Raw genomic sequence first — 23,393 nt, forward strand, 5'->3', positions numbered from 1 at the left:
GCACTATTGACGATAGTAGAGAGAGCAAAGCTGAAGCGACAAATGCCATGTAGATAAACTTTTGTTGGCAAAACGCGTAAAAAAATGTCCTAAAGCGTTCTTCTTAACTATATTACCCCTACTAATAGCGCGCTTGAGATGGTTAAACGGCTTATAGAAGGAATCCGCAATGGCGGGTGTGTCGGTTGTCAAAACGGCTTTTCTTGCTTCATGGATTCCTTTATAAAGCTATTTATAGATGTTAGGTCTAATGATCGTGGCACTTTTGTTTGAAGTTAAGGTCAGATTTCTCTGGCTTAAAGAGAGGCAAAATTCTGCCATGGCGTGAAAATCGCGTTAAATGCAGCAAAAATTGGCCCTTTTGGTAGTAATCGCGCTATGCTTGGCTTTATTGATAGCAGGTAATTATTCAATAGCCGTTACCTATATTCAGGCATGACATTTTAGACACCGTGCCTTAGCAACCGGCAAGACGACCATGGAACGTTCGACATGGAACTAAGAGAGTGGCTAATCATTTTAGGGCTGGCGTTGGTATCGCTCATCGTTATTGACGGTGCGCGAAGACTTCAACGACAGCGACGTGTACCCCGTCTGGATCAGGCGGAGAAAGACCTTTCCGGCAGTTCGCTAGATGATCCCGAGGAGGCTGCTAAAGCCGCGGAGATCAATTGGGAACTTCCAAATGGCGGTGCTCGAGTTGTTAAACCCGCAGACTATAGTGGCTTAGGAAATAAACCAAAGTTAGAACGTCAAGAGCATCCTGGGCCCTCTAGGGTGCTTTCAGAGTTTAGACGTTCCGCCTCTGCTAAAGCCGCCAAGCGCAAAGCTGATAAGGCAGATAAACTCGATAAAGTGGCATCAGCTGCTAAGTCCGCACCAAGCGTAGCCGTTAAGTCAGAGCCGCCAGTCACTTCTGCGGCGACGTCTTCTGCTAGCTATGCTACCCACCATGCGCCCACAGAACATGAGCGCCGTGAGCCCAGTATCTCAATGACTGACTCTTCACACGCTGGTTCTGCTCAAACTAACTCTACTCAAGCTGACTCGTCTCTAACAGAGAGCCCACAGTTCAAGGCATCAGAATCCGCGCAGCCTGAACCACAAATCGAGCAGCCTACGTATTCTGCTGCAACGCCTAGTTCTCCGGTGGCAGAAGAGAACCTTGAAGCGTCTCAACCTGCTGCTTCAGAGGCTATCTCGCTCACTGTCAATGAAAAAGACAGCGAAGTGTCGACCCAGCCTCAGCAGGAGCCAGAGCATACCCAAGAGCCTGTGCTGCGGGCTGAGCCAGAAGATGCCGTATTTGCTAAGCACGCCAATGAACATTCGCCGAAACGGCGTCAGTTGCGTTCTGATACAGCGGGCGAATACGACGACTTGGATGATGACGAAGTTGATGAGTATCGCTTGGTCGACTTTGAAGGCATGGGGCGCTCGCTGAAGCGTCGTTTGATTGCGCGGCGTAAAGAGAAGCAGCGCAAGAAAGCTGAAAAAGCGGTGCGTGATCAAGCCTTGGCCAAGCAGAAGGCCGAGCGCAAGGCTTTGGAAGCAGAGCAGAAGCGTGAAGCTAAAGAAGCCGCTGACGCAGAGCGTGCCCGCCTTGCTCAAGAGCAGGCCCAAGCTCGTGAAGAAGCGGCGGCCAGTGCGGCTGCCGCCGACAGGCTAGCCGCCCAGCAGCATGCTGCTGACGAAGAGGCGCGTCGCTACGCAAGCCATGAGTACGCAGCCCACGAAGAGGGTTATGAAGAAAGCTTCGAGGCTGACGATTATGATGGCCAAGCCGCTGGCGAGCGTGGGGTGAACGAGCGAGTCCGCGTACATCCAACATTAGAGAAAGCGCTGCGCCATGATGTGAACGGTGAACACGCTAAAGAAACGCTGTCCAATGCCGACGAAGTCGTAGTGATTAGCGTTCTTTCCCGTGATCCAGAAGGCTTCGATGGCACCAAGCTGCTTGAGCTGATGATGGTGTGTGGTTTGCGCTACAGCAGTGAAATGGGTGTTTTCCACCGCTTTGAAACCGAGAGCGACGATAGCGAGCTTCAGTTCTCGATGGTGAATGTGGTTAAACCGGGTACATTCCCCATTGAAGAGATGGGTGAGTTTATGACGCCCGGTATCACGCTGTTGATGCCACTGCCTGGCGCCATTGATAGCGCCGCCGCCTTTGAGGCGATGGTAGAAACCGCCATGGTGGTGGTACGCCATATGGGCGGTGAGCTAAAAGACGAAAACCGCAGCGTAATGACCGCACAAACGATCGAATTTGCCCGCCAGCGGGTACGTGAGTTTGAGCGTCGCCACCGCCTGCATCGTCAACTGCAAGCCCGCTAATCGTCGCCCACTAATCGTCGAAGCGGTACTTGCTGTGAAACACCCGCCTTCTTGCCAGAAGGCGGGTGTTTCTGTTCAATAAGCTCTACTTTTAGACACGTTCTGTTTTATTTTTTTAGGCTCTGCGTTTTCGCTGCCGTTTTAGCTAGTACTGGAATCCACTTTAATGAGTCAACCTCTGGAAGAGATTACCCAACTGCGGGCCGCCCTGGACGAGGCCAACTACCGTTACTACGTGCTGGATGAACCGACGCTGACGGATGCCGACTACGATCGCAAGTTTCAGCGCTTACAGCAGTTGGAGACTGAGAACCCGGAGTTGGTCACTCCCGATTCTCCCACCCAGCGTGTGGGCGCTGCCCCCGCGGATGGCTTTCCGTCGGTGGCCCACGCTATCCCCATGCTGTCGCTGGATAACGCCTTTAGCCGTGACGATATCTTCGCTTTTGCTGAACGGGTGGCCGAACGCCTTGAATGCACGGCGGACGACCTTGAGTTTACCTGCGAGCCCAAGTTGGACGGCGCGGCCGTTTCGCTGGTGTATGAACAGGGCATGCTGGTGAGCGGCGCGACTCGCGGTGATGGCCGCACCGGCGAAGGTATTACCTCTAACCTGCGCACGCTGCGCTCGGTACCGCTCAAGCTGATGGGTAAAAACGTGCCCGCGCTGTTAGAGGTGCGGGGCGAGGTCATAATGCGCCATGCGGGCTTTGAAGCGCTGAACGAGCGCGCCCGGGAAGAGGGCAGCAAGGTCTTTGCCAATCCGCGCAACGCGGCGGCAGGCAGCCTGCGCCAGTTGGATCCACGCATCACGGCAAAACGCCCGCTAGAGTTTCACGCCTATCAGGCTGCACGCCTGGAGCCGGATTTAGGTGATACTGCGCACAGCGAATTAATGCAGCGTTTGTCCACTTTAGGTTTTCGCGCCAGTGCAGAATTGAAGGTGGTCAAAGGCCCGCAGGCGGTTGCCGATTACTGTGAACAGTTGGGCGAAAAGCGCGACGGCTTAGGTTTTGATATCGACGGCGTGGTGATCAAGGTGAACGACCTGCGCCACCAGCGTGAACTTGGTTTTGTTGCCCGCGCGCCGCGCTGGGCGGTGGCGTTCAAGTATCCTGCTCAAGAAGAGGTCACCACGCTTAACGATGTGGAGTTTCAGGTCGGCCGTACCGGAGCGATTACGCCCGTGGCCCGCCTGGAACCGGTCACCGTAGCCGGTGTGACGGTGTCTAACGCGACGCTACACAACGCTGATGAGATCAAACGTTTGGATGTCATGATCGGCGATACGGTGTCAATACGCCGGGCCGGTGATGTGATTCCCCAAGTGGTGAGCGTGCATACCGAGCTGCGACCAGCGGATGCCAGGAAGATCATTTTTCCCGAACACTGCCCGGTGTGCGGTTCGGATATCGAGCGTATTGAAGGCGAAGCGGTGGCGCGCTGCTCTGGCGGCCTTTACTGCGCGGCGCAGCGTAAAGAAGCGCTCAAGCATTTCGCCAGTCGCAAAGCGCTGGATATTGACGGCTTGGGCGAAAAGCTGATCGTGCAGTTAGTGGATTTGGATTGGGTGGAATCCCCGGCGGCGCTGTTTCACCTGACAGTAGAGCAGCTTCAAAGCCTGCCGCGTATGGGTGAGAAGTCAGCCACCAACTTGGTCAACGCGCTAGAAACCGCTAAGTCGACCACCTTGGCGCGGTTTATTTATGCGTTAGGTATTCGTGAAGTAGGCGAGGCAACGGCGGCCAATCTCGCCAACCACTTTGGCACCCTTGACGCCATTCAAGCCGCGGAGTTGGAAGCGCTGGAAGCGGTCAACGATGTCGGCCCGATTGTAGCCGCCCATGTGCACACTTTCTTTCGCCAACCGCACAACCAGGAAACCATTGCCGCCTTGATTGAGGCGGGCATTACCTGGCAAGAGGCGGAAGTCACCCAAGGCCCCACGCCGCTGGAAGGCCAGACCTGGGTGCTTACCGGCTCGCTTGAGAGTATGACCCGGGATGAGGGCAAGGCGCGTTTGCAGGCGTTGGGTGCTAAGGTGGCGGGTAGTGTATCGAAGAAGACGACCTGTCTGGTCGCAGGCGAAGCGGCGGGCAGTAAACTTACCAAAGCTGAACAGATGGGCGTGGAAGTTGTGGACGAAGCCACCTTTATCGAACGTTTGGCAGAGTGGGAGCAGCGTTAATGAGCCGTTTTATTGAAGTACCCGCCCGAATGCTGCCACCGGACACCCTCAATGCCCTGCTGGAGGCGTTTGTGACCCGCCAGGGCTACGACACCACCGATACAACGGGCGAGGGCATGCACGGCTGGGTCGTCGAGCTGAAAAAGCAGCTTGAGCGCAATGAGCTGATTATCGCCCACGACCTTGAGCTAGAAATGACCGAAGTGATGACCCTGGCTCAGTGGCGTTCGTTTGGGCGCGATATCGCCGACGACGAGGAAGAGGGCGATATTTAATAGTAATCAGCTATTTTGTGTCTCACGGTTCAGGATGAAGCCACTAAGCTATCTATTTTTTTGTGGGAGGGCACTACAGCGTTGTAAGGCTGGCAGTCTAAACGGTCGCGAGCTAAAGCTGCCTCTCACGGGTGCCGTTATCAGGCTGGCAGCTAATTGTGGGAGGGCGCTTCAGCGCGCGAAGGGTGTCGAAGACACCCTAGTGTTGTAAGGCTGGCAGCCTAAACGGTCGCGAGCTAAAGCTGCCTCCCACGGGTGCCGTTATCAGGCTGGCAGTCTAAACGGTCGCGAGCTAAAGCTACCTCCCTCGGATGCAGTTATCAGGCTAGCAGCTAATTGTGGGAGGGCGCTTCAGCGCGCGAAAATGGTTGCGAGCTAAAGCTGCTTCCCACCATAGCTATTAGCAGATTTGTTGATTAAGCATTCTCACCGCGAATAATCCCACTAATAATCCGCCGCCCTGGGTGTAAATGGTCTACCAACGGTGCCTCTAGCGGCATTGGCTCATCGCAGATTCGTGAGGCGATTACCTCGGCACAGAGCGGCGCGCTGGCGAGCCCACGCGAGCCGTGGGCGGTGGATATCCACAGACCGGGATAATGCCTGCCAGGTGTCTCCGCCACGCGGGTGGCATCCTTGCTCAGCAGCGAATAATCCGTTCGCCACGCTTCTGCTACCGGCACCGGCCCTGCGTAAGGGGTTTTGTCGGGGCTTGCTGCACGCACAGCTGCACGGCCTTTAAGATTGTCTGGGCTCAGCTCAATGCCTGCCTGTTCCAATTCTTCTACCAGCGCCGGCAGCGTTTGGCGCAGCTCATCGATATTGCGCTGGTGGTCTTCAGCCGTGACATCAGTCGTCGCATTATTGGGTACAAAGCTAGCGCCGAAGGTCAGCACACCATCTAGAGCTGGCGCCACATAGCCGCCAGCACAGACGACGTGTTTAGGGCCCGCCATCTCATCGGGTAGCGTTAGCTCGCTAATCTGACCGCGCACCGACTGCAGCGGTAACTCCGCCGTTTGTGTAAAGCGGTTAGCCAAATGGGCGCTGGCAATCACCACCTGATCCGCCTCCAACGTGCTGCCATCAGCCAAGTTGAGCTGCCATCCGGTCTCTCGCTGGGTAAGGGAGCTAACCTCACCTTGCTGCAAGCTAATGCCTGCTTGGCTAAGCAAGTGCTCACACAGCGCCTTGGGCCTTACCCAGCCTGCCTGTGGATAATAAAGCCCGTGAGGTGCGCTGACGGTGATTGCCGCCGTCTCGGTTAACGCCGGGTTTTCCATGCTCGTGACGACTTCAGGTGGCAGCGGGTGTTGCTCGATAAAACGCTGCTGGCGGCGTGCCTCTTTATCGCTGCTTGCTAGCTGCACCACGCCGCAGGGCTGCCATAAGGTTTGGTTAGCGTGTTGTTGCGCCAGCCAGCGCTGGCTATACAGCAGCCCTGCGAGATAAACCCGGCTTTGGTGGTTGGTTTCGGCGGCGAGCTTTACATATAGCGCGCCCTGGCGGTTACCCGAACCGCCCGCACCGGGTGCTTCGCGCTCCACCACTGTCACTTTAATGCCCCGCCGTGCCAGCGCTGCCGCCACGCTGCTTCCCGCCAACCCGGCGCCGACTATCACAACGTGCTTGGCCGGTGCCGCAGGCGGTGGGGTAAACCAGGGCGTGGCCTGACGACGCTGATCCGTTGGCGGGGTTTCGATACTGCCCGCCAGCATTTCCCGCTTGCGACCATAGCCCGGCACTTTCTTCCAGCTAAAGCCCGCCGCTTTAAGGCCCCGCTTAACGATGCCTGCGCAGGTAAAGGTGGCGAAAGTTGCGCCGGGGCGTGAACGGGCGGCCATGGCGTTGAACAATTCAGGCTGCCACATATCGGGGTTTTTAGACGGCGCAAAGCCGTCTAAAAACCAGGCATCGACCTGGCCATCCAACTGCTCCAGGCGCTCGGTAGTATCGCCGAAATGCAGATCAAGGGTGACGCGATCGGTTAAGTGCAGGCGGTGAATGCCGCTCACCGCAGCGGGCCACTGGGCACACAGCGCCTGTGCATAAGTCGCCAGCGAGGGCCAGCTCGCCAATGCTTGTTCAAGGGCAGCTAGATCAAGGGGAAACTTCTCTGTGGATAACAGATGTAGCCGTGCACTGGGTGGCGCATGTTGCTCAAAACAGGCCCAGGCGCAGAGCATATTGAGCCCGGTACCAAAGCCGGTTTCGCCAATCACAAAGGGCCGCGCGGCTTCCCAGGCGGCAAAGCGTTCGGGTAGGTGGTTGGCACCTAGAAAAACATGTTCAGTCTCTGCGCGCCCGTCACCACGGGTGAAATAGATGTCATCAAACGCCGTTGCGTGGGGGGCGCCCTCGTTCCAGGTAAGGGTTGGCGTCGTTAATGCCGCAAGCGGTGGCAAAGCGTTTGAACGTTGGGTCACGCAGGTATCCGTATTGATGAACAGGTGGTTAAAAAATGATCAATTTGTCAGCGCTGGCGTTATCTCTGGCTTAGCGCAAAGCGTCCGCCGGGTTTGCACAGAGTTTTCCACAGGCTCTGTGAAAAAGCCGGCGAACCCTCCACACTCGCCTATTGGCGTCAAGGCATAACTTTCTTGAACGGCTTAACAATTACCTTGGCATACACCCCTGCAATCATGTATGGGTCGGCGTCGGCCCAGGCCTGGGCATCTTCCAAGCTGCCGAATTCCGCCACTACCAAGCTGCCGGAAAACCCTGCATCACCAGGATTTTCAGCGTCGATGGCAGGGTGGGGGCCCGCCAATACCACGCGGCCTTCAGCGCGCAGTGCTTCCAGGCGCGCCAAGTGGTCGGGCCGAGCCGCCAAGCGACGCTCTAAGCTATTGGGTACATCTTCACTCATAATGGCATACAGCATTTAGGGTTAACTCCTTGATAAGACGAGGATGCAAAGTAACCGTTAATTGACCGCACTGGCATAAGCGCGCACCATATCTTACCCATTGCGAAGGGGTTATTCACAGCTGAAAAGCGCATTCTGACAAACTGGCCACACGGCGTCATGCTTATGCCTCGACTTCCCACTACCTTTGATGCCGATCAGCGCTACCCAGTTGATTTGCACATGCACTCAACCGCTTCCGATGGCGCCTTATCGCCCACCGAGCTGGTAACCCTGTGTGCTGAACGCGGGCTGACGCACATGTCGCTCACCGATCACGATACCATGGACGGCATTGAAGAAGCGGGCCACGCGGCGGAGCAAGCAGGGCTATGTCTTATCCCCGGCTGTGAGTTATCCACACGCTGGCAGGGTGTCAATATCCATGTGGTGGCGCTGATGCCCGGTGGCTTACAGGGGCCAATGGTAGAAGGCCTGATTAAGCAGCGTGAAGCGCGGATTCAGCGTGCAGCTGTGATTGCCGAAAGGCTGGAAAAAGTCGGTTTATCCGACGCGCTTGAAAAAGCGCGCCTGCACGCAGGCAGTGATCGCCCGCTAGGCCGCCCGGACTTTGCCCGCGCGCTGGTGGCAGAAGGTGTGGTGCCGGACTGGGCCAGTGCCTTCAAGCGCTATTTGGGCAGCGGCAAAAAGGGCGATGTTAAAGCTCACTGGCCGGAAATCAGCGAAGCGGTGGGCTGGATTGTCGATTCCGGAGGCGTCGCGGTCATTGCCCATCCACTGCGCCACGGCTTAACCCGGCGTAAGCGTGGCCTGTTGATGGATACCTTCCAGGCGGCGGGCGGCCAAGCGGTCGAACTGGTCAGCGGCCAGCAGAACCCAGATAGCACCCGCGACCTGGCGCGTCAGCTAGTGGAGCGCGACCTTTACGCCTCCATGGGCAGCGATTTTCACTTCCCTGGCAGTCATGTGGCCCCCGGTAGCATGAGCCTAGTGCCGCGCACGGCGGCGCCACCCATATGGCAGCATCCCCGGTTGGTTCACCTGCGCGATGCTCCGCCAGGTAGGCTGGAAGCGGAATGATTCGCTTAGCGCTTAAGCTATGCTGTATGAATAATGCCTACGGATAGGAGTAAGTAATGAGTCAATATTTTCAGATTCACCCGGAAAACCCCCAGAAACGCCTCATCGACCAGGCGATTGCGATCATTCGTAAAGGCGGTGTGGTCGCGTACCCCACCGATTCTGGCTATGCCCTTGGCTGCCACCTGGGTGAGAAAAAAGCCATTGAGAAGATTAAGTGGATACGTTCGCTGGACGACAAGCACAACTTCACCCTGGTGTGCTCAGATCTTTCGGAAATTGGCACCTACGCCAAGGTGGATAACGATGTGTTCCGGTTGCTGAAAGCCCATACCCCAGGCCCTTACACCTATATTCTGGATGCTACATCAGAAGTACCGCGCCTGCTGCTGCATCCCAAGCGTCGCTCCATTGGCGTGCGTGTACCGGATCATCGCATTACCCACGCGTTACTGGCCGCCTTAGGCGAGCCGTTGATGAGCGTAACGTTGATTCCGGTAGGCGATGACCTGCCCATGAACGATCCGGAAGAGATCCGCGAACGTTTTGGCGCCCACCTGGATGCGATTATCGACGGCGGCGCCTGCCATTTAGACCCCACCAGCGTCATCGACCTGCGCGAACTGCCGCCGAAAATCATCCGCGAAGGGCGCGGCGATATCTCTCCTTTCGTCGTTTAAAAGCACACTTCAAGGCAAATCCCCGGTTCCTAGTATTAGCGAACGGGGGATTTTCTGACGTTTTAGTTATTTGATTGTTCAATGAAAATAAAATATGATCCTAACGGTTCTTTTCGATAATAAATCGTGATCCTTTAAGGCGAGGAATCGCCTCGTCTTTTTGAGATTGCCCAGCCCAGGAGATCATTCAATGACGATGCCATTCCCTTCTCGCCTCTGCACCCTTGCAGCCCTAGCCAGCCTTGCCGCTTTACCGCTGACCAGCCACGCGGATAGCGATGACGCAGAAATGTGTGCCCAGGAAGCCTATGCAATGGGCCTGCGCTATCAACAGCAGTCTGCTGAAGCCGCTGCTCTGCAGCGTCAGGGTTTTGCCCTCGCCACCTACCGGCTTGAAGATCAGATTGAGGCGCATGGCGGCAGTGACGACTTGGCGATCATTACCGACCTGGATGAAACGGTGCTGGACAATAGCCCGCTGTTGGTTCGCGACATGCAGGCATGCCACGACTACACCACCTGGGATACATGGAAGCATTGGGAACGTGAAGGCGAGCCGCGTTTAATGCCGGGGGCTAAAGCGTTCCTGGATTACGCGGATGAGCAGGGCGTGGCCATTTTTTATGTCTCTGATCGCTACCAGGAGAACGAGGCCGACACTATCGCCACCTTGGAAGCGCTAGAGCTGCCCCAGGTCTCTGAACAGAGCGTGATGTTGCTGGGGCCTGCCAAGGCGGAGCGCCGCGCGGAAGTGGTGGATAACCACACGCTGGTGATGCAGCTGGGTGATTCCCTTCACGATTTCGCAGGTGACTTCGCGGGCGCCGACCTTGACCAGCAGCATGCGCTTGTGGAAGAGAATGCCGAGCGTTTTGGCAACGACTGGATCGTGTTCCCCAACGCTACCTATGGCGCCTGGAGCGAGGCTGAGTTAGACGCCTGGGAAGCCCCGCACGAAGTGGAGTGATCGATTAAGTAACTACTCCGTTCCGCGCCCCTGGTTTGGCTATCTAGTTTAGCTGTCCTGGGGCGCATTTTTGTCGACGTCTTTTTTGCGCGGGTCTTCGCTGTCTTCGTCTAACCAAGTGCCGCAGCGCAGGCAGTAGCGGGCGCGTTTTTCATGGCGTTCGTGACCGCAGCCGGGGCAGGCTTCTTCTGAGTAACGCTCTTCACGGATCGAGCGAATCACCTGAGCGGAGAATACCCCCGTAGGCACGGCAATGATTGAGTAGCCGAGCAGCATCAGAATCACGGTAATGGATTTGCCCAGCGAGGTAGCAGGCACAATGTCGCCGTAGCCGACGGTGGTCATGCTGACGATAGCCCAGTACATGGACATGGGAATACTGGTAAAGCCCGCCTCGGGAGACTCTATGGTGTACATCAAGGCTGCGAAAAGCGTGATGACCATCAAGATGGCGCTAAAGAATAGCAGAATCTGACGCAGACTCCGTTTGAGTGCATCCAGCAGCAGTCGCGCTTCGCCGACAAACTCCATCAGGCGCAGAATACGAAAAATACGCAGTACCCGCAGCAGACGAACAATCACCAGTCCGTGGGCACCGGGTACCAAAAGCACTAGCCATGTGGGCAGCACGGCAATCAGATCGACGATCCCGTAAAAGCTTCTTAAATAGAGCGTTGGCTTTTCCAGGCAGTAGATACGTAGCGCCAGTTCAATGGTGAAAAGCAGCGTAAACGTCCATTCAAGGTAGAAAAACACTTCACCATAGCGTTCGTCATAACTCTTGATACTGTCCAACATTATGACCGTGACACTCATCAGAATGGCCACGATCAAGGCGATATCAAACGCTTTTGCCCCCGGCGTGTCAGACTCAAAGATGATATGAAATAGGCGGGTGCGTAGGCCTTCTGCACCGGGTGTTGGGTGAAAATTCATCGCATCATCCTGAAGTGAGCCTCAATGCTGTTCTAAAAAGGGTGTTAAACGCTAGCGTAGCGCGGTTTGGTACGCCAAGCGATGGGCGAGTGCCAATGCCGCTTTACCGTAGGCCTCCTTGGGCTGGCCGTGCGCATCGAGCGCGCCAGAAAGCGCCTGAGCATAAGCGCGTGCGGTGGCATCCAGTTCGGGGTGCTCGGCGAGGGTGGCCAGCGCCTGCTGAGCATCGTTTAGAAAACTGGCTTGTTGGCTGTCGTGGTAGGCGTCCAGCGCCAGCGTGGCACGGTGGAGCCACTCCGCCGGGGAGTGCGCTTCGGGGAGAGGCCAGTGTCGGGTGCTAAGCGCGTTACCACGGGCCGCTTTGCTACTGTCCGAGGGCCGTAGCGGCACCTGTTCAGCCAGGGTTAATGCCAGCGCCCACAGTGCTTCAGGCTCGCCGCCTTTTAATTCGAGCTCTGCTTCGCGTATCGGCGTGCGGTAGCCACCGCTAATAATTTCGCCTTCATCCAATACCAGCTCGATATGGCTCTCCTGACCTTGTACGCCCTCTTTTAGCTGCCAGCTATGCCGTGTGAAATCGGTGCTGAGTTGGGGAACGAGGGCATCTAGCACGCCGCTAAGCTCGCCTTGAAAAGGAGGGAGTTTGGCAATGGAAGCGAGATCCAACTGCGGGCCAGCCACCTGCCACTCCCACTCTTCGCGCTGGGAAAGACCGCCACCACCCTGGCCTGCGGTTTTTACCGTTTGCAGCACCTGGCCGTCTACTTGGCGAAGACGCAGCGCAATGCGAGCCTTGGCCAAATCACCCTGAGGGGTATCAAAGTAGGTATTGGTCAGCGATTGTTTATGAGCGGCGTGGGAAGCGAGATACGGGTGTTGAGTAAGCGCCGCAGGGCCTGTGGGGGCAAGGGCCAGCTTAAGTTCCACTTCCATGGGGTTTGGGCTTTTCATGATGCTCGCCACCTCGTTATCGTGACATTTAGATGAATATTTGATTACATTTGTGAACTTTTCATGACGGCGGCGGGCGCACTCTTTATACTGGCGCCGCCATTTCCCGGCTCCCCGAAAATAGGCTAAAAGGCATTATGGTTACCTCCAATCCTTTTTCTTCGATGTTTGGCCGCTCGCCATTCCAGCCGCTATTGGCCCATATCGTCAAGGCGAATGAGTGTGCCGATCAGCTGTTGCCGTTTTTTGAAGCGACCCTGGCTGATGACTGGGACAAAGCAGCTGAGCTGCGCGAAAACGTCACCCGTTTAGAGCATGACGCCGATACGCTTAAAACAGAGCTGCGTCTGAACCTGCCCAACACCATGTTTCTTCCGGTGTCGCGCTCTGATCTGCTTGATCTGATCAGCGTACAAGACAAGATCGCCAACAAGGTGCGTGACATTACCGGCATTATGCTGGGACGTAAAATGCGCGTGCCGGATGAATTGGCCGAGCCAATGCGCAACTACATCCGAACCAGCGTTGCTTGCGTGGCACAAGCGCGTCAAGCGCTGGAAGAGCTCAAGGATCTACTTGAGTCCGGCTTTGGCAAAAACGTCTCGGATGTGATGCAGAAGATGATCCGTGAGCTGCACACCCTCGAACACCAAGCCGACGACCAGCAAATCACCATTCGCCGCCAGCTGTTTTCGCTTGAAAGCCAGCTACCACCAGTGGATGTGATCTTTCTTTACAAGATCATTGAATGGGTTGGCGAACTATCCGACCGCGCCGAGCGCGTGGGTAGCCGTCTGCAGATCCTGACTGCCCGCTAAGGGGACTTTCATGCTGATTATTGCCCAGCACGGTGAAATTTTTATCATCCTGGCCTGTTTGTTTGGTTTTTTCATGGCCTGGGGCGTTGGCGCCAACGACGTCGCCAATGCCATGGGAACCTCGGTAGGGTCGAAAGCGATCACTATCAAGCAGGCCATCCTGATTGCGGTCATTTTTGAATTCCTGGGTGCTTGGCTAGCCGGTGGCGAAGTTACCAATACGATTCGTAAAGGTATCATCGACCCCGAGCTGCTACAGGGTGACCCGCAATTGCTTGTCTACGGCATGCTGGCAGCACTGCTGGCGGCGGGAACATGGTTGCTAGTGGCCTCCATGAAAGGCTGGCCGGTTTCCACGACGCACTCGATTGTCGGTGCGATCGTCGGCTTTGCGGTGGCAGGGTTAGGCCCTGCCACCGTGGACTGGGGCGCGGTAGGCAAGATTGCCGCCAGTTGGGTGGTCTCCCCCTTGTTGGCAGGCACCATCGGTTTCGTGCTGTTTAAATCGGTACACCACCTGATTTTCGAGGACGCCAACCCATTCACGGCTGCCAAACGCTACGTACCCGGCTATGTGTTTCTGGTAGGTTTCATCGTCTCGATGGTCACGCTGACCAAAGGGTTGTCCCACGTGGGGCTGGATCTAACCTTTAATCAGAGCTTGCTGCTGTCAATTCTGCTGGGTCTGGTGATTATGGGCATTGGCCTGATCATGCAGCGGCGTATCAAGTTTGAGCACAATGCCAACGACCACTTCGGCTATGCCAACGTAGAGCGTGTGTTCGGCGTGCTGATGATCTTCACCGCCTGTGCCATGGCCTTTGCCCACGGCTCCAACGATGTTGCGAATGCGGTTGGCCCATTGGCGGCAGTCATCAGCGTGGTGCAAACCGGCGGTGAAATTGGCGGCTCTGCACTGGTGCCCTGGTGGGTGCTGGTACTTGGCGGCGGCGGCATTGTAGTGGGTCTGGTCACCTACGGTCATAAGGTCATCGCTACCGTGGGTACCGGGATTACGGAGCTGACCCCCAGCCGTGGCTTTGCCGCTACCTTGGCGGCCGCTACTACGGTGGTGCTGGCCTCGGGCACTGGTCTGCCGATTTCCACCACCCACACGCTGGTGGGCGCGATTTTAGGTGTTGGCCTTGCACGCGGCATGGCGGCGTTGAACCTAAGGGTTATCGGTACAATTGCAGCGTCGTGGCTGATTACACTGCCCGCAGGGGCAGGTCTCGCGATTCTGTTTTTCTTTATGTTCAAAGGCATGTTCGGCTAAAGTTAGGCTCGAACGCTTTTAGACACCGATAAGCAATACCATCACAGCGGCATCTTCATGTTTATCTGCATTAGATTGAGCAGATTTGCATTTGAAGGTGCCGCTGTTTTTTGTGCTCTGGTAAAGTACTCCATTGGACGTAGTAAACGTTGGATTTTTCTTTCACCTGCTGCCGGAGAGCGGCCCTTGGATACGCGCTTCCCCTTTGTTGATTGGTTTCGTAACGCTTCCCCCTATATCAATGCCCACCGGGGGCGAACCTTTGTCATCTTAATTGAAGGCGAAGCCATGGCGTCTGGCCGAGGGGAACAGCTGATTCAGGATTTGGCGCTGCTGCATACTCTGGGTGTTCGCCTGGTCGTCGTGTTCGGCATTCGCCCCCAGGTGCATGAAGCGCTAACGGCCGCAGGCGTAGAGCCCACGCGTATCGATGGCCGCTGGGTCGCCGACCGTGCGGTAATGGCCCATGTGGAGCAGGTCGCCGCCCATCAGCGGCTATGGCTGGAAGCGCGGCTTTCGCTGGGCTTGCCCAGCACACCGCTGCACGGTGTGGAACTGAGCGTCATCTCCGGCAATCTTGTCACCGCCAAACCCCTTGGCGTGCGCGAAGGGGTGGATTTCGACCACAGCGGTGAAGTGCGCCGGGTGCGCGCCAGCGCCATTGAAGGCCTGCTGGAAAAAGGCTCGCTGGTGCTACTGCCGCCGCTGGGGTTCTCCAGCACCGGCGAGGTGTTCGATCTGGATGCTTCTGAAGTCGCCCAGCACGCCGCCGTGGCGCTAAAGGCCGACAAGCTGATTCTGCTTGGTGAGTCGGAAGGTTTGGAAGATGAACAGGGCGCGCTTTTGCGTCAGCTTTCGCCAGCGGAAGCCGAACCGCGTTTAAGTGCCGCAGTGCCAGGCAGCGAGCTCGCCCGCCATTTACAGGCCGCCTGCACCGCCGCACGGGAAGGCGTGGCGCGCACCCACCTGCTCTCCTGGCACAACCATGACGCCCTGCTGGGTGAGTTGTTCACCCGGGACGGTGTGGGCACCATGATTACCCAGCACCGCTACGAGCAGCTGCGTCCGGCCACGCTCAATGATGTGGCGGGCCTGCTGGAGTTGCTGGAACCGCTAGAGCGGCGGGGCATGCTGGTGGCGCGCTCCCGGGAACGCCTGGAGCACGAAATCGATGACTACATGGTGATCGAGCGCGACGGTATGGTGATTGGCTGCGCCGCGCTGCATGTATTTACGGATACCACCATTGCCGAACTCGCCTGCGTGGCAGTGCACGACAGCTACCGCGGCGGCGAGCGGGGCGAGCGCCTGGTGGAGGCCATGGAGCGCCGCGCCCGCCAGCGTGGCTTAACTGAAATATTCGTGCTGACCACCCACACCGCCCACTGGTTTGTCGAGCACGGCTTCCGCGCCGCCAGCCTGGAAGACCTACCTACGCTAAGGCGTGAAACCTACAACCACGCCCGCAAATCGAAGGTGCTGGTCAAGCAACTAACCTAACCCGCTTTTTAAAAGGCTCTCCGTCGTATTTACTACGCATTAGCTATTTTGTGGGAGGGAACTTCAGTTCACGAATATTTGAGCTCCTAACATGATGAAGCCAAGGGGGTGCCTGTGCGGCACCCTTCGCGCGCTGAAGCGCCCTCCCACGGGAGCTAACCATCAGGCTGGCAGAGTTAATTCCACACTGAGTGACGTAGAGCCCTTTAAAAGAGGCAACCGTTAGCACCGCTGATTTATGAGGTGGCCCCCGGCGCTATTGAAAACAGCGCCGGCTGTTTTTGTGCTTCTTGTTGAATAGTGTCATCTATCGGTGTGTTGTAGGTTTTGAGTAGATAGCCCAGCACCGAATAGAAACCCACCATGGCGATCAGGTCGATCACTGCCTTACGCCCGATCGCCTCAGCAAGTTCTGCTTCCTGCTCCTGGGCCAGCATGCGCTCATCGAATAACGCATCCACGGCGTTGACGATAAGACCGTCAATGCCTTCGGGAGTACCGCGAATAGCAGTGATCCGCTGTTCGGAGAATCCCAGCGCGAGTGCACGACTAACATGATGGGCCCATTCGTAGGCTGAGCCCATACGCAAACCCGCACGTAAAATCACCACTTCGGTCAGTTCCGGGCCTAACGCATTCTCCTTAACAACGTGTTGGCGCAAGGGTGCCCACGCCTCAAGCAAGGCCGGGTGATGGGCCATGGTGCGATAAACGTTGAGTGCGCCAGCAAAGCCCTCGCGTAAATCAGTGATCTCCTCAGGCCAGTCGGCGTCGGAAATAGGTGGGCAGGGAGAAGAGGGCATGGGTGGTCTCCTTTCAGACTGGTTATTCAAATCGTTATTCAGTGTGTCATCACTCGGCGATGGCGGCGTCTATGGCGTCGGCAATACGCTCAATGATCAGATCGACTTCATCAGGGGCAATGATATAGGGCGGTGCCAGCAAAATATGGTCGCCGTGAATACCATCAATGGTGCCACCCATCGGGTAGCTGATCAGGCCGCGCGCCATGGCCTGCCGCTTGATCTTGGCGTGAAGCTTGCGAGCTGGATCAAAAGGCGCTTTGCTCTCTCTGTCCGCCACCAGCTCGATACCGCGAAACAATCCCCTGCCGCGAATATCACCAACATGGGGCGATGCGCCGAGCGCCGCTTCAAGGCCGCTCTGCAATCTCATGCCCATGGCATTGACGTTAGCCAGCGTCTCCGGCCGTGCGATGATCTCAACCACTTTGTTAGCGGCAGCGGCGGCCACAGGGTGACCAAGATAGGTATGGCCATGCTGAAACAGCCCAGACCCATTGGCAAAACTGGCGTAGATGTTGGCCGATAGCATCACCGCGCCGATAGGCTGATAGCCGCCGCCCAAACCTTTGGCGATCGTGACGATATCCGGCGTTACCCCATCTTGTTCACAGGCGAAGACGGTGCCGGTTCTTCCCATGCCGCACATCACTTCGTCGAGAATCAGCAGTACGCCGTACTTATCGCAAATGGCACGCACGCGCTTGAAGTAATCCGCCTCAGAGGCAACCGCCCCTAAGGTGGCGCCGACGACGGGTTCGGCAACGAAGGCCATTACCTCTTCAGGGCCAAGTTCCAGAATCTTCGCCTCAAGCTCCTCGGCAAGCCGTGCAGCGTAGGCCTCGGGCGTCTCATCGTTGGCCCTGTCGCGATACGCATAGCAGGGCGATACATGGTGGGTTTCGGGCAGGATGGGCTGAAACTGCTGGCGCCGCATGGCATTGCCACCGGTTGCCAAGGCACCGATGGTATTGCCGTGGTAGCTCTGGCGTCTGGCAATGATATGTCGCCGCTGGGGCTGATGAATCTCGACAAAGTACTGCCGGGCCATTTTCAGCGCCGCTTCAACGGCTTCTGAACCGCCCGACACCAAATAGACGTAATCCAGCCCTTTGGGAGCTAAATCCACGAGCTTTTCCGCAAGCGCTTCGGCGGCATCGGTAGTGAAAAATGAAGTGTGGGCGTAACAGAGGCTATCGATCTGCGCGCGCATGGCGGCCAGTACTTCCGGGTGGGCGTGCCCGACGCTGGTGACCGCAGCGCCTCCCGACCCATCCAGATAGCGACGCCCCGTGGTATCGGTGATATAGACGCCCTGTGCCGACGCAGCATGAGGCAGTTTCCCGCCGATACCGCGGTGAAGAATACGCGTCATAGCCTCTTTTCCTCATTATCAAACGGTGAGCCCTTCATATGACAGTGAGATTGGCACACTCACAAAGATATTTGCAACAAATAAATCATTTAAATATAGTGTGAAACACATGGATCATTGTTTCTAAAAGAGCCCATCACGATGCAGTCAAGCGATTCGCTAAGAGAGCAGATTATTGCCCAGTACGATGCCATGTCTGCGCAGCTGCAACAGGCCGCTCGCTACGTGCTTGAGCATCCGGAGGAAGTGGCGCTGGTGTCCATGCGCGAGGTAGCGCGCAATGCCTGCGTGCAACCCGCCACCATGACCCGGTTGGCCAAGTTTTTGGGGTTAGCAGGGTACGACGATATCCGGGCGCAGCATGCGGCGGCGCTGCGTCAGGGCAGCGATGGCTTTGCGGCGAAGGTTCGCCAGCGGGCCGATGAAGGCAGTGAAAGGGGAGCAAGCGATACCGCCTCGCACATGCTTCAGGGGCTGAGTGCCCAGCTTGCTAAGCTCTGTGAGCCCGATTCGCTACGGCGGCTGGAAGCCACCGCCGATAGGCTGAGGTCAGCGAGAAAGATCTACGTGCTGGGTTTACGTTCCAGCCATGCCGTTGCCTGGCACTTCCATTACGTGATGACCCTACTGGGCGAGCGTTCGGTTCACCTGGATGGGCCTGGAGGAACCGGCGGAGACGCTTTAATTCGCGCTACTCCTGAGGATGTCATGCTTGTTATCTCCATCAAACCGTATGCCACAAGGACGCTGGAACTTGCTCAGCTGGCAAAAGATAAGGGGGTAGGCATTGTTTCGATTACGGATAGCCAGGTGTCGCCGCTGGTAGCGCTGTCAGAGCAGGCTGTTTTTTGCCCCACGGACAGCGATAGCTTTTTCCATACGCTAACCCCGGCATTAGCGGTCTCCGAAGTACTGTGCAGCTTATTGGCGGAATTCGACCGGCCTAAGACGCTAGAGGCTCTGCAGCAAGCGGATGAACACCTCTTGCAGCTCAATACCTATTCGGCGGCTATCCCCAGGCGGCGGTGAGACGCGAGGCCAGTCAGTCATATTGATCCGGATAGAACATTACTTAAGCCGACCAGCGTTTTGTCATTTTTTGGCAGTTTTGTTTAATGCGCCGAGACAGGCGCTCTAACAATACATGCTCTGTACCTGGCGTTGCGACCTCCTGCAGGGCCTCTATCACAGCGGGTAAAACGCTGAGTATCTCATCGGCGAGACGTGCGCCTAAACTCATGAAGTAAGCAGGTTTAAATCCCAACGCCTGGGCGAGAGAAGCAAGGTGTGAGCGTTCGATACTGCCGGGCTGATCAATGCCTGACACTCGAAATGCAAAGCGGTTCGAGAGACCGCTATAGAGCGTCGTGCACATGAGATCGTAAAACGGGGCTAGTTGAACGCCCTGCGGCGTTTGCAATATAGAGAGGTTTTTGGCGTGGCTGTCATTGTTACCAATAAACAGGTTGAAAAAAAACCACTGAGAAAAACGCAGCAGGTCTTTTGCGGGTACGCCCGCCGCCTGAAGTAACTGCCGACACTCAATGAGACCAGGCCCTCCGTCGCTTTCGTATTTGAGGGTGGAAGGTGTCCCTGCTAATTGGCAAATATCTAGCTGGTGATAACGCTGTAAGTTGCCGTGCTCATCGTAAAAACGGTCATAGCGCTTAACTAAACAGGCGCGTGTTTGAGGCTGGAAGGTCGTTTCAGCTACTCCTAGCGCTAATGCGGCGGCTAGTTGCATACAGAGCGTTTCATTTAGCGCAGAACACCAAACGCCTTTCAAACCCCGGATATCCGGTTTCAAAATATGGCTTGAAGGCGCGGCCCCTTCAGGCAGCGCCGGGCTGCCATCATCGAGTACCATTAGTAGCAGTTTATTTTGAGCGCCCGCTAATGAAATTCGCGCTTGGGGAGCAAGCTGCCCGGTTAATTCACCCTGGGTTTCATTATGCAGAAAGTCGTTTATAGCTTCCCAGTTCGTCTTGCGATAGCTGGCTGGTCGAGGCGTTTCACCTTGCGGGAGTAGGGTGTAGCCACTCGCCGTATCACCGCCAATCGACTTTAAAAGACCAAAAACAGTGGTGGTGTGGTGGCGTAGCTCAATATAGCGACGTAGTTCGCCCTCAGGCAGTAGGTTTTCGAAGTATGCCAGCACACTATCGCCGCTATGCCGTTGTTGAGTCAGCGGTAGCTGGGGCGAAAGGCTATTCGCTTGATTATTGGCTAGCCACTCCTGGGTATAGTCAAATCGCAATGGCTGAGTGTTATACAAACGCCCGACATGCAGTTCCCCCCAGAACAGGTCAAGCGCTTCGCTATGGGCGGCCATGGTGATTCCCTTTGCGCTGTATAACCACTTCCAATCCCATTAGATCCAACACATCGAGTACTTTTTGTAGCTGCAGGGTTGGCTTGCCGCGCTCAAGATCGACGATAAAGCGGTTGCCTGTACCCGCAAGCCCGGCAATATCACTTTGCAGCAGTGATTGATCACGCCGGGTTTGTTGAACTAGCTTGCCCAGCTCTTCACTGCTGCGAATACGTTTTGCACTCTCTATTTGGGAGGTCATAGCGACTGTCCGATAAAATTACCGTACGGTAATGATAGACCAAATTAGTGATCAAAGCGCTATGATTATTCCCGATCGGTAATTTTCAGTGATTGGAGAGGCTTTCTGGAAGGAAATATTCCCGAGCGGGAATATTGTAGTAGTGCAGTGCTTTTATGCACCGTGTTCTAACAAAAGGGTGGCTTAAAGCCACCCTGGAAATGCGCGCTATATCTTATATAAGAAACGCTTAAGTATTTAAGATAACGCCACCATTCAGGTGCATGGTCTGGCCACTCATGTAGGAGGACTCCTCGCTGGCCAAGTAAACATACGCAGGCCCCATTTCGCTAGGCTGCCCGGCGCGCTTCATGGGTACCTGGCCACCGAATGAAGCCACTTTCTCATCCTCAAAGCTTGCCGGAATCAGCGGCGTCCATACCGGCCCCGGCGCTACGGCGTTCACGCGGATACCGCGATCCATCAGTGACATCGCCAGCGAGCGCACCAGCCCCTGAATGGCGCCCTTGGTGGCGGTGTAATCGATCAGCGTATCGTTGCCCTTAAAGGCATTGATTGATGAGGTGGCAATAATGGTGTCGCCTTCACTGAGATGCGGCAGGGCTGATTTGGTGAGATAGAAGTGGCTGAAGATATTGGTCTGGAAGGTGCGCAGCAGCTGATCATCGGGGATCTCGGTAATGTCGTCCCAATCGTACTGCTCTGCGGCGTTATTGATGACGATATTGATCTTGCCGAAGTGGTCGAGGGTGCGCTTGACGATCTCACGGCAAAACGCTGGCGCTGCCACATCGCCTTTCAAAACCAAGCAGCGACGACCTTCGGCTTCCACCAGTCGCTTGGTCTCTTCCGCATCTTTGGTTTCTTTAAGGTGCACGATCACGCTATCGGCACCTTCGCGGGCATAGTGAACGGCGACTGAACGCCCTATGCCGCTGTCGCCACCGGTAATAATCGCGACTTTGTCCAGTAACTTATCGGCGCCCCGGTAGCTTTCACGGATGTATTCGGGCTCTGGGCGCATGGCGTATTCATCACCCGGCTGTTTATCCTGATGCTGGGGAGGTTGGTGTTGATCACTCATGTGCGGTCACTCCATTGTTGGCACAATTTGGTTTGCACATACGGTTAGTCATCGTAAAACATCACGGATTAACCGCTGCTCTGGCCCTCGTATCCTCGAGTGCCTTCACGCTGTTAACGTAGACCAGGGTAGTAACATCGGCAAACCAGGAAGCGAATGCTGAGCAATAAAACGGTTGGTCATCCATAGGCCTGATAGCGACAGGTTATTAATGCTATCAAGTTTGCTCATATACTTGGTGTGACGTCTTTTTTAATTTTAAGTTTTTGTTTTAATTATTTTTTAATTGATGGTGGGGCTGGCAGTGTTGTCGGGTCAGCACGGAGGGGAATTGCAAGTTGAAGAGTAAACACTACAGTTAAGTCAGCCAGGATAGGAGGCAGCACAAATGCCTCCCACCCTTTCGCTCACCCATAATGGTAAGGAAGAAGCGATGACTCAAGTTCCCGAGAACGATAAGAAGGCCCCTAAAGAGAAGGATGACCATCACGATGAGGCCAACCCGATGCCGGATACCCATCATGTAAACCCGGAGTCTGATGACGATAAAAAGTCAGGTAGGGATTCCAAGAAGTAAGCTATACAACATTGTTTAGGCCAACGCTAAACAACAAAGGCGCTACTTCCGGTAGCGCCTTTTCTATTAGCGCTAAACTTCTATGTTGATAGAGGTCGTTGATACGGAAACGTCATCTAGGGAGGTAGGCAGCAACTGCCCCAGTGAGGAGTAGAGGGCTTCAGAAGTGGATGCTGCAACCACCCGATCCGTCTTATCCATGGCTTCTTCAGCTTTCTTTAGCTCACGACGAGCTTCTTTATCTTCTTCATTCAGCCGAATCTTGAGTTCGTTAACCGCTTCGCGCAACGCTTTCTGCGCGTCAGTCAGTACGCCGCGGAGTGCGTGTTCACTAGCGCTGGGGCCATTGGATTTTGAGCGGTTGTCTTCATTCTGAATGAGAGTGGGTAGGCTAGGTAATACGCTGAGTTCGGTGGATTCATCACCGTCAGACTCGCCCGCTGCTTTTTCGGCCTCTTGTTCAGCAGCCTTTTCAGCATCGTCTTCGGCTGTTTCCGCATTCGCTTCGGCTTGCTGCGCGTCACTGGAAACCGTTGCCTGGGTGCTTTCATTGCCACCCGTCTGAGCCCCGGCGGATTCGGCTCCGCTGGTTTGAGTCACGGCCGGTTGAGCTGCTGTCGTTTGAACGGCTGTCGTGGGAACGGCTGTCGTGGGAACTGCTGGCGTTGCAACCACGGACGGGATAGCGGTCATGCCTGCACCACCGCCACCTTGATTGTTCAACAGCTTAGCCGCACCGGCAAGCTCGCGGGCGATGCTCTTGAGCTCCTTGGCCATGTTTTTAAGCTGTTCAGGAGAGGCGAAGGCCATCATGGCTTTCAGCATTTCAATCCGCTGGCGCAGGAAGCCCACTTTATTGGTGGCCTGCTGCTGGGCGGCTTCCTTTGGCGTGGGTAGTGAAGCTAATTTCTCCAGCGCTTCCTGCTGCTTTTTAAGACGCTTGGTGAACGGGTCTTCTTCCGCAGGCGCGGCGGCAGGCTCTCTCTTCTGCGGTTCAGCGCGGGTAGAGGCTAAAAACTGCGGCTTATCCTGGCGCTGATTAATCAGTGTAAAAGACGAAAATCCAATCTTCATGGCGGTATCCTCTCCTCATTGTTAGAAGAT

Annotated in this window: 21 protein-coding genes; 11 read left to right on the forward strand and 10 right to left on the reverse strand. The window is 55.9% G+C overall.

Annotated features, from left to right (window positions below; genetic code table 11):
• Positions 1-492: 492 nt before the first annotated feature.
• The 3 genes from zipA to SR894_RS03210 all read left to right on the forward strand — a co-directional run bounded on the left by zipA (position 493) and on the right by SR894_RS03210 (position 4,800).
• A complete protein-coding gene (zipA, locus tag SR894_RS03200) occupies positions 493-2,337 on the forward strand; it encodes a cell division protein ZipA (protein ID WP_223287886.1) in 1,845 nt (614 codons plus the stop codon).
• 166 nt (positions 2,338-2,503) lie between these two features.
• Positions 2,504-4,525 (forward strand): NAD-dependent DNA ligase LigA, encoded by a 2,022-nt coding sequence (ligA, locus tag SR894_RS03205; protein WP_223287885.1) that lies wholly within the window; start codon positions 2,504-2,506, stop codon positions 4,523-4,525.
• Positions 4,525-4,800 (forward strand): YheU family protein, encoded by a 276-nt coding sequence (locus SR894_RS03210; protein ID WP_035576829.1) that lies wholly within the window; start codon positions 4,525-4,527, stop codon positions 4,798-4,800. Before ligA ends, SR894_RS03210 begins: the two co-directional genes overlap by 1 nt.
• 416 nt (positions 4,801-5,216) lie before the next feature.
• Here the strand turns inward: SR894_RS03210 and mnmC are convergent, their stop codons facing one another.
• Both mnmC and SR894_RS03220 read right to left on the reverse strand, forming a co-directional pair.
• Entirely contained in the window at positions 5,217-7,226 is a 2,010-nt protein-coding gene (gene mnmC / locus SR894_RS03215; protein ID WP_133730765.1) for a bifunctional tRNA (5-methylaminomethyl-2-thiouridine)(34)-methyltransferase MnmC2/FAD-dependent 5-carboxymethylaminomethyl-2-thiouridine(34) oxidoreductase MnmC1, read from the reverse strand.
• Between the two features lie 158 nt (positions 7,227-7,384).
• The gene (locus SR894_RS03220) at positions 7,385-7,684 is read right to left on the reverse strand and encodes a YciI family protein (protein ID WP_133730764.1); all 300 of its coding nucleotides are present in this window, start codon (positions 7,682-7,684) and stop codon (positions 7,385-7,387) included.
• A gap of 144 nt (positions 7,685-7,828) precedes the next feature.
• On the opposite strand from SR894_RS03220, the gene SR894_RS03225 reads away from it, so the two are divergent.
• The 3 genes from SR894_RS03225 (at position 7,829) to SR894_RS03235 (ending at position 10,396) form a co-directional block, all read left to right on the forward strand.
• The gene (locus SR894_RS03225; protein ID WP_133730763.1) at positions 7,829-8,749 is read left to right on the forward strand and encodes a PHP domain-containing protein; all 921 of its coding nucleotides are present in this window, start codon (positions 7,829-7,831) and stop codon (positions 8,747-8,749) included.
• A gap of 56 nt (positions 8,750-8,805) precedes the next feature.
• Entirely contained in the window at positions 8,806-9,429 is a 624-nt protein-coding gene (locus SR894_RS03230; RefSeq protein WP_035576837.1) for an L-threonylcarbamoyladenylate synthase, read from the forward strand.
• A gap of 190 nt (positions 9,430-9,619) precedes the next feature.
• Positions 9,620-10,396: a 5'-nucleotidase, lipoprotein e(P4) family gene (locus SR894_RS03235; protein ID WP_133730762.1), complete on the forward strand. Its 777-nt coding sequence runs from the start codon at positions 9,620-9,622 to the stop codon at positions 10,394-10,396.
• Between the two features lie 48 nt (positions 10,397-10,444).
• Here SR894_RS03235 and SR894_RS03240 read toward each other — a convergent pair whose 3' ends face one another.
• A complete protein-coding gene (locus SR894_RS03240) occupies positions 10,445-11,332 on the reverse strand; it encodes an ion transporter (RefSeq protein ID WP_133730761.1) in 888 nt (295 codons plus the stop codon).
• A gap of 51 nt (positions 11,333-11,383) precedes the next feature.
• Positions 11,384-12,283: a CYTH domain-containing protein gene (locus SR894_RS03245; RefSeq protein ID WP_133730760.1), complete on the reverse strand. Its 900-nt coding sequence runs from the start codon at positions 12,281-12,283 to the stop codon at positions 11,384-11,386.
• Positions 12,284-12,420: 137 nt separating this feature from the next.
• Between SR894_RS03245 and SR894_RS03250 the strand changes: the two genes are divergently transcribed.
• From SR894_RS03250 to argA, 3 genes are all read left to right on the forward strand, one after another.
• Positions 12,421-13,101, forward strand: a complete 681-nt coding sequence (locus tag SR894_RS03250) for a TIGR00153 family protein (RefSeq protein WP_133730759.1) — start codon at positions 12,421-12,423, stop codon at positions 13,099-13,101.
• A 10-nt stretch (positions 13,102-13,111) separates the two neighbouring features.
• Positions 13,112-14,377, forward strand: coding sequence for an inorganic phosphate transporter (locus SR894_RS03255; protein WP_133730758.1), 1,266 nt, complete (start codon positions 13,112-13,114; stop codon positions 14,375-14,377).
• 186 nt (positions 14,378-14,563) lie between these two features.
• Positions 14,564-15,877: an amino-acid N-acetyltransferase gene (gene argA / locus SR894_RS03260; protein WP_133730757.1), complete on the forward strand. Its 1,314-nt coding sequence runs from the start codon at positions 14,564-14,566 to the stop codon at positions 15,875-15,877.
• A gap of 236 nt (positions 15,878-16,113) precedes the next feature.
• On the opposite strand, the gene SR894_RS03265 is transcribed toward argA, so the two are convergent.
• Positions 16,114-16,680 carry a carboxymuconolactone decarboxylase family protein gene (locus SR894_RS03265; protein ID WP_223287884.1) on the reverse strand — a complete coding sequence of 189 codons (567 nt, stop codon included), beginning with the start codon at positions 16,678-16,680 and terminating at the stop codon, positions 16,114-16,116.
• 49 nt (positions 16,681-16,729) lie between these two features.
• The gene (locus tag SR894_RS03270; protein WP_223287883.1) at positions 16,730-18,055 is read right to left on the reverse strand and encodes an aspartate aminotransferase family protein; all 1,326 of its coding nucleotides are present in this window, start codon (positions 18,053-18,055) and stop codon (positions 16,730-16,732) included.
• A gap of 141 nt (positions 18,056-18,196) precedes the next feature.
• Here SR894_RS03270 and SR894_RS03275 point away from each other — a divergent pair, with 141 nt between their 5' ends.
• Positions 18,197-19,084: a MurR/RpiR family transcriptional regulator gene (locus SR894_RS03275; RefSeq protein ID WP_223287882.1), complete on the forward strand. Its 888-nt coding sequence runs from the start codon at positions 18,197-18,199 to the stop codon at positions 19,082-19,084.
• Between the two features lie 43 nt (positions 19,085-19,127).
• Here SR894_RS03275 and SR894_RS03280 read toward each other — a convergent pair whose 3' ends face one another.
• The 3 genes from SR894_RS03280 to SR894_RS03290 all read right to left on the reverse strand — a co-directional run bounded on the left by SR894_RS03280 (position 19,128) and on the right by SR894_RS03290 (position 21,712).
• Complete coding sequence (locus SR894_RS03280; protein WP_223287881.1) at positions 19,128-20,387, reverse strand: type II toxin-antitoxin system HipA family toxin; 1,260 nt, start codon at positions 20,385-20,387, stop codon at positions 19,128-19,130.
• Positions 20,374-20,628, reverse strand: coding sequence for a helix-turn-helix domain-containing protein (locus SR894_RS03285; RefSeq protein WP_088700681.1), 255 nt, complete (start codon positions 20,626-20,628; stop codon positions 20,374-20,376). The genes SR894_RS03280 and SR894_RS03285 overlap by 14 nt, the downstream gene beginning before the upstream one ends.
• A gap of 229 nt (positions 20,629-20,857) precedes the next feature.
• Positions 20,858-21,712 carry an SDR family oxidoreductase gene (locus tag SR894_RS03290; protein WP_088700682.1) on the reverse strand — a complete coding sequence of 285 codons (855 nt, stop codon included), beginning with the start codon at positions 21,710-21,712 and terminating at the stop codon, positions 20,858-20,860.
• Positions 21,713-22,100: 388 nt separating this feature from the next.
• On the opposite strand from SR894_RS03290, the gene SR894_RS03295 reads away from it, so the two are divergent.
• The gene (locus SR894_RS03295) at positions 22,101-22,289 is read left to right on the forward strand and encodes a hypothetical protein (protein ID WP_088700683.1); all 189 of its coding nucleotides are present in this window, start codon (positions 22,101-22,103) and stop codon (positions 22,287-22,289) included.
• 72 nt (positions 22,290-22,361) lie between these two features.
• On the opposite strand, the gene SR894_RS03300 is transcribed toward SR894_RS03295, so the two are convergent.
• Positions 22,362-23,363, reverse strand: coding sequence for a hypothetical protein (locus SR894_RS03300; protein ID WP_223287880.1), 1,002 nt, complete (start codon positions 23,361-23,363; stop codon positions 22,362-22,364).
• Between the last annotated feature and the right edge of the window lie 30 nt (positions 23,364-23,393).

Origin of the sequence: Vreelandella neptunia, assembly GCF_034479615.1 — a bacterium.
Classification (GTDB): domain Bacteria; phylum Pseudomonadota; class Gammaproteobacteria; order Pseudomonadales; family Halomonadaceae; genus Vreelandella; species Vreelandella neptunia.